Annotated in this window: 7 protein-coding genes; 2 read left to right on the top strand and 5 right to left on the bottom strand. The window is 35.9% G+C overall.

Translation table 11 applies throughout. From position 1 onward, the window contains the following. Positions 1-169: 169 nt before the first annotated feature. The 4 genes from V7164_RS20210 to V7164_RS20225 form a co-directional block, all read right to left on the bottom strand. Positions 170-526, bottom strand: coding sequence for a hypothetical protein (locus V7164_RS20210; RefSeq protein WP_335347489.1), 357 nt, complete (start codon positions 524-526; stop codon positions 170-172). A gap of 146 nt (positions 527-672) precedes the next feature. Further along, positions 673-942, bottom strand: coding sequence for a 30S ribosomal protein S14 (rpsN, locus tag V7164_RS20215; protein WP_335347488.1), 270 nt, complete (start codon positions 940-942; stop codon positions 673-675). Between the two features lie 268 nt (positions 943-1210). Beyond that, the gene (gene rpmG / locus V7164_RS20220; protein ID WP_335347487.1) at positions 1211-1360 is read right to left on the bottom strand and encodes a 50S ribosomal protein L33; all 150 of its coding nucleotides are present in this window, start codon (positions 1358-1360) and stop codon (positions 1211-1213) included. Between the two features lie 91 nt (positions 1361-1451). Further along, complete coding sequence (locus tag V7164_RS20225; RefSeq protein ID WP_335347486.1) at positions 1452-2639, bottom strand: GTP-binding protein; 1188 nt, start codon at positions 2637-2639, stop codon at positions 1452-1454. 447 nt (positions 2640-3086) lie between these two features. Between V7164_RS20225 and V7164_RS20230 the strand changes: the two genes are divergently transcribed. Next, positions 3087-4082 carry a permease gene (locus tag V7164_RS20230; RefSeq protein WP_335347485.1) on the top strand — a complete coding sequence of 332 codons (996 nt, stop codon included), beginning with the start codon at positions 3087-3089 and terminating at the stop codon, positions 4080-4082. Positions 4083-4094: 12 nt separating this feature from the next. Beyond that, positions 4095-5069 carry a TIGR03943 family putative permease subunit gene (locus V7164_RS20235; RefSeq protein WP_335347484.1) on the top strand — a complete coding sequence of 325 codons (975 nt, stop codon included), beginning with the start codon at positions 4095-4097 and terminating at the stop codon, positions 5067-5069. Between the two features lie 376 nt (positions 5070-5445). Here V7164_RS20235 and V7164_RS20240 read toward each other — a convergent pair. Further along, the coding region (locus V7164_RS20240; RefSeq protein WP_335347483.1) for a GyrI-like domain-containing protein at positions 5446-5933 on the bottom strand (488 nt) is incomplete at its 5' end.

Here is a 5933-nt window from a genome sequence, read left to right on the forward strand (position 1 = left end):
CTCTAACAGCATAACCCCATGCTGATTAGCATGGGGTTAAAAAAATTGTTTAATTTTTGTCGTAGATATCTCACTGCACTAAAAAATATTACAGTAAAGTTGTTTAAATCTTAAAGTTATTCTATAATCGCGCCCGATTCTTGAATAAAGATACTACATAATCCATTATCTATGATAAAACAAGGAAATACTGTATGTTCTTAATTGTCTCAACCTGATTACCATGTACTTGTTCTGTGTAGTCAATCCACTTATAATTTTTTATTTTGCTTTCTAGTTTTTCGTTTATTTCATCTTCAATTTCGTGCATCAATTTAACTATTTCATCCAACGACATATTAAAGCGATTGGCTGCTTGAAGGTGGGGTAATTGCTCTTTGAGAAGGGCTAAAAATTGCTCTTTCGTTTCGGATTGTTGTGCTAAACTATCTTCAATATCTTCAATAAATTGATAAAGCTTTCTTTTACTTCTTGGTAGAGAAGCCACAATATCCCTCGCAAAAATCTCCATCACTTTTTCATTCATTACATACGACCATCTTTCCCTTAGTGTTCAAAATCATTTATATTCATGTTCGGCTAGCCTTTCTAAATCTTCAAATGGCATTCTTAACATAAATCAAACAGGAACTTGTAAGCACTACACTAACGTTGTTCCTGTCGTTCCACTGCTTACCAGCTAGATTTTTTAACTCCAGGGATCTGCCCCTTATGTGCTAATTCACGAAAAGCGATACGAGACATCTTAAACTTTCTTAAGTATCCTCTTGGCCTCCCAGTAACTTGGCAACGGTTATGAAGCCTAGAAGGTGCTGAGTCACGAGGAAGCTTACTTAATGCAGCATAATCCCCTTTTTCTTTTAGTTCCCTTCTTAAATCCGCATATTTATCTACCATTTTTTTTCTTTTGATCTCTTTTGCAACTTTGGATTTCTTTGCCACTAATGTTTGCCTCCTAAATTCTCTTTAATAATCATAATGATTACGATTTTAAGATCAGACTCTTCAAAGTTAAACGACTATGTTTACACACTTTATCAACTATCTAAATTAACTTGTTTCAAACAAAGGCTTTGTCAGTGTTTTGGAGTTATTAAAGGAAAATGTTGCAATGCAACTAATCATAATTAGCTTTGACTTAATAGCAAAAGCCGATAAACCCTAGATTTATCGGCTTTATTAAAAATTTAGCAGAAATAGACGTGTTAAATTATTTTGTCTCACGGTGAAGTGTATATCTTTTTAAACGTGGGGAGTATTTCATTAGCTCAATGCGGTCTGGATTGTTCCTTTTATTCTTGGTCGTAATATAATTACGATCTCCTGTTTCTGTACATGCTAATGTGATTTTCACTCTCATGGTTTTCATCTCCCAATTTTGAAGTAGCGGATATTTATTGAAATCTGGCGGATAGTTGTACAACAGTGACGGATAAACGACGAGTTTACGACTATTGTGCTGCTATAAATGGAGGAAGTGGGTCCTTTAGATCATTCCAGTCCAGTTGCATCTCCTCATCCGTTAGCAAGCACTTATCTAATGAAGCTTCAATTTCATATTGCGACATGTCCACCCCAATGAAGACAAGTTCAATCATTCGGTCTCCAAACTGATCGTCCCATTTTTCAAGCAGTTCTGGTTCATCTTTGAGAATCTGTTCTCTTTCCAATTCCGGATAAGCAGCCAACCATTCTCCCGCACCTTGCAGAATGATTGATGGTCCTGCTTGTGACAATAACCCAGTCATATCATTTCGAGTAGCTAGCCATAAGAAGCCTTTTGCTCGAACAATATCTTCTGGCCACTCTTCCAGCCATTCCGTAAATCTTTCCGGATGAAAGGGTCTTTTCCTTCGATAGACAAAGGATGAAATGCCATACTCTTCTGTTTCGGGAGTATGCTCTTCATTTAATTCCTTTATCCAGCCTGCACCTTGGTTTGCTTCTTCAAAGTCAAATAAATTAGTATTCAAGATTTCATTTAGTGCCACTTGACCATGTGAGCTCTCAATGATCCTGGCATCTGGATTTAGCCTCTGAAGAACAGCCTTTAACTCCTGAACACTTTCTTTATCAACTAAATCAATCTTGTTCAAAATTAATACATTGGCAAACTCTATTTGATCAATTAACAAATCAACGACTTCGCGAGTATCGAATTCATCCATTGCTTCCTTCCGATCTAGCAAGCTTTCACCTGATGCGAAATCATGCCAGAATCGATTCGCATCTACAACGGTTACCATTGTGTCAAGCTTGCAATAATCAGGTAAGTTTATTCCAAGACTTTCATCTACATATGTAAATGTTTGAGCAACAGGAATAGGCTCTGAAATTCCGGTAGATTCGATTAAGATGTAATCAATATCTCCTCCTTGTACAAGCCTTTCAACTTCAATGATTAAATCTTCCCTTAATGTACAGCAAATACAACCATTTTGAAGCTCGACTAATTTCTCATCTGTTCTGGTGAAGCCCCCCTGTTTGATCATGGAAGCATCGATATTCACTTCACTCATATCATTTACAATGACAGCAATTTTTTTATTCTCACGATTCGATAATACATGGTTAAGCAATGTTGTCTTCCCCGCACCTAAGTATCCGCTTAACACAGTAACTGGTATCTTATTAACCATTTTGTTCACCTCTTTTTCTTAAATCAAAATCATTACGATTTAAACAATATTGCTATCCACAATACTTTATTACTTACTGAAGCTCTTGAAGGAGGAATACACACCTCTCCCCCTACTGACTGTGTTAAAAAGAATCCTTTACGCAAAGCGTAATCATTACGATTTAAATAATATTATAAAATTTTCTTCAATGCAAGATTTATTAATAAAAAAATTTATATAGCAAATTTTCCATCCAATCAATTTTATATTTTTAATTCATATTTTTGTTTATTTGATCATAGATTTACTTTAAAATATAAAGCGTAATTGTTACGATTTAATGATTTGGTATATAAAAGTCGGTCAGCCTATTTTCACTGCGCTGGAGATTCCTTCGTACATCAAGGCTTGTTCAAATAAGCTGACCGACAAATTATTATATACACAAAAAATAAGGAGATTATTATGAACCGAATTATTCGCACTCATATCATTGAGATTACTGGAGTTTTGATTATCGCCTTAGCCCTTTATCTTTTTTCATTTGGCTCAAACTTTAAAGGCTCGATAAGTCTTCCGCCATCAATCTTAAATCTGAATACTATTTTCATTAGTATCTTAATAGAAGCATTGCCCTTTGTTTTAATTGGCGTGCTTATTGCAGGGATTATCCAAATTTTCGTAACGGAAGATCATATTCGAAAATGTATCCCTAAAAATAAAGTCTTGGCAGTAATCATGAGCTGTGTCGTTGGCGCATTGTTCCCCGCCTGTGAGTGCGGAATTGTTCCGATTGTACGGAGACTCGTTGGCAAAGGGGTGCCGATATATGCGGCTATGGGCTTTATGCTGACAGGTCCTCTTATTAATCCCATTGTGATCGCTTCCACTTACATGGCTTTTGGTAATAATATGACGATTGCAGGATTGCGTATGGGGCTAGGTTTTATCATTGCTGTCATGGTTGCTTTTGCTGTCAGCCTGTTTTTCAAAGGAGCACAATTCAAATCATCTACCACCACTGTTCACATACATAAACAGCCGAAAGAGGATTTTATCACGCGGTTATGGTCCATGCTTACCCATTCAATTGATGAATTTTTTGATATGGCGAAATATTTAATAATGGGAGCATTTTTGGCGGCATTTGTCCAAACCTATATGCCAGCAAAAGCATTGCTAGAAGCCGGGAATGGGCCCGTTTCATCCATAATCGTTATGATGGGACTCGCTTATGTGTTATCCCTTTGCTCTGAAGCGGACGCATTTATTGGCGCTTCATTTAGTAGTATCTTTCCAACGCCTTCTATTTTAGCCTTTTTGATTTTTGGACCTATGATTGATTTAAAAAATACTTTAATGATGCTAAGCGTCTTTCGTTTTAAATTTGTTATGACTGTACTAGCTTTCGTTGTTGCAATCGTTTTTGTTTCATTACTATTAGTGTCAGGCTTTCTATAAGGGGAGAAATCTATGAACTTTCATTCTCAGCAGGCTATTAGAGCTCTAATTTTATTAAGCTTTCCCATCTTAATTTTTAAGCTTCATTTTACAGGAGAGATTACGAAATATATTAATCCTAAGTATGAAGGCTTAAGTATTTCAGCAGCGATACTATTTCTCGTATTATTTCTTATCCAGCTGACAAGAATTTGGACAGCCAAGGACCACAAACATCATAATTGTCATCATGAAGAAAGTGATTGCTGCCATCATCATGATCACGGTGACACACCTTTTAATTCAAAGAAGCTACTCTCTTACGTGGTGATTGTTTTTCCTTTAATAACAGGCTTCTTGCTTCCCGCCAAGGTCCTTGATGCTTCCATTGCTAATAAAAAGGGAGGCATGGCCATTATTGCGAATCAGAAACAGCAGCAAAAAAATGAAACAAGCAATGAATCTAATCAACCTGATGAAAATAGCGAAGATGATCAAAATGATATTACGGAAAATGAAAACATTGCAGTTCCAGCCCAACTAGAAGAGCATGAAATGGATCAGAATTTAACTGCCCAGGAAGAAATGTCAGAAGAAGATTATGAACTGTTGAAGAAAAAGCTAGCCCAAAATCCAAGCGTTATTATGGAAGATTCCTTATTTTCCACCTACTATGAAGATATTCATAAGGACATCCATAAATATAAAGGAAAACCCATTCAATTAACTGGTTTTGCTTATAAAGAGGATGGATTTGAACAGGATCAGCTTGTTATTGCCAGGTTTTTAATTACCCACTGTGTGGCAGATGCAAGCATTGTAGGATTTCTTACAGAACTTCCTGAAGCCTCTTCAATCGATACAGATACTTGGATAGAAGTAAATGGAGTCCTGGATATCACAACTTATAATGGAATGGAGCTTCCCTTCATAAAAATAACCGATTGGAAAAAAGTCACTGAACCTGAGGAGCCATATATTTATCCGATTAACATTAGAATTTTATAATCATTCAGATTAGCTGATAAATCTGTTTTCACAGTGATTATCAGCTTAAGAAGATGGCTTATTGGCAGAGGACTTCAGAATACTGCAGTTTTCATTGCTTTGAGTGGGTCGCGATTGAAAGTGGTCTACTCGAAGCAATGTTGTATAACTAACAAAAGAAACTGGGGATTATTATATATTAGATTTAAACCATTTTTATGCCTTAAATTGACCAATTAGGGGTAGAGTTAAGAGAACCGCAAATTTACAACGAGAAGAAAAAGCCTAATTTCTTAGTGTTTTTAGTAAAGAAATTAGGCTTTCGTTCCTCCGCAATCGCGCCCGATTGTTGAGTATGTTCAATTGGAAAAGTAAAGGGTCATATCTTTTAATTATTTTATGAATGGATTGGTATATAAATCTCTACTTCTTCTATATCATTTTCAATTGGATGATAGGTCTCAATAATATAGGATCCTAAGTTCTTTTGATATCCATTTTCATCTGACCATTTATTTAATTGTAAATGAAGGTCACCAACATCGTTTATTCTTCCTCTAGTAGTTACATACTCCTGCGAGATTTCTATATATTCCATACCAGAAGGAACTTCATTTAATGCATCATAAACAACCATTCCAACATAATAATATCCCTCTAGATGGTTTTCATCCCTTTTCGGTTCATAGAGTGCAATTTCAGTTTTAGAATGATTTTGAATTTCACCTGCTCTACTCATAAATTGTTGAGCAAGCTTCGGTACCTCACTCCCGTAGTTCGCAAAGGCACCCCTGTTTTTCATCGCAACAACTTTAAAGTCTTTTTTTACCCTTTTGCATTCCATCATAACACCCCTCAGGTAAATGTATTCGTTAACTAATTCTG

This window comes from Bacillus sp. JJ1474 (assembly GCF_036965225.1).
Classification (GTDB): domain Bacteria; phylum Bacillota; class Bacilli; order Bacillales; family Cytobacillaceae; genus Cytobacillus.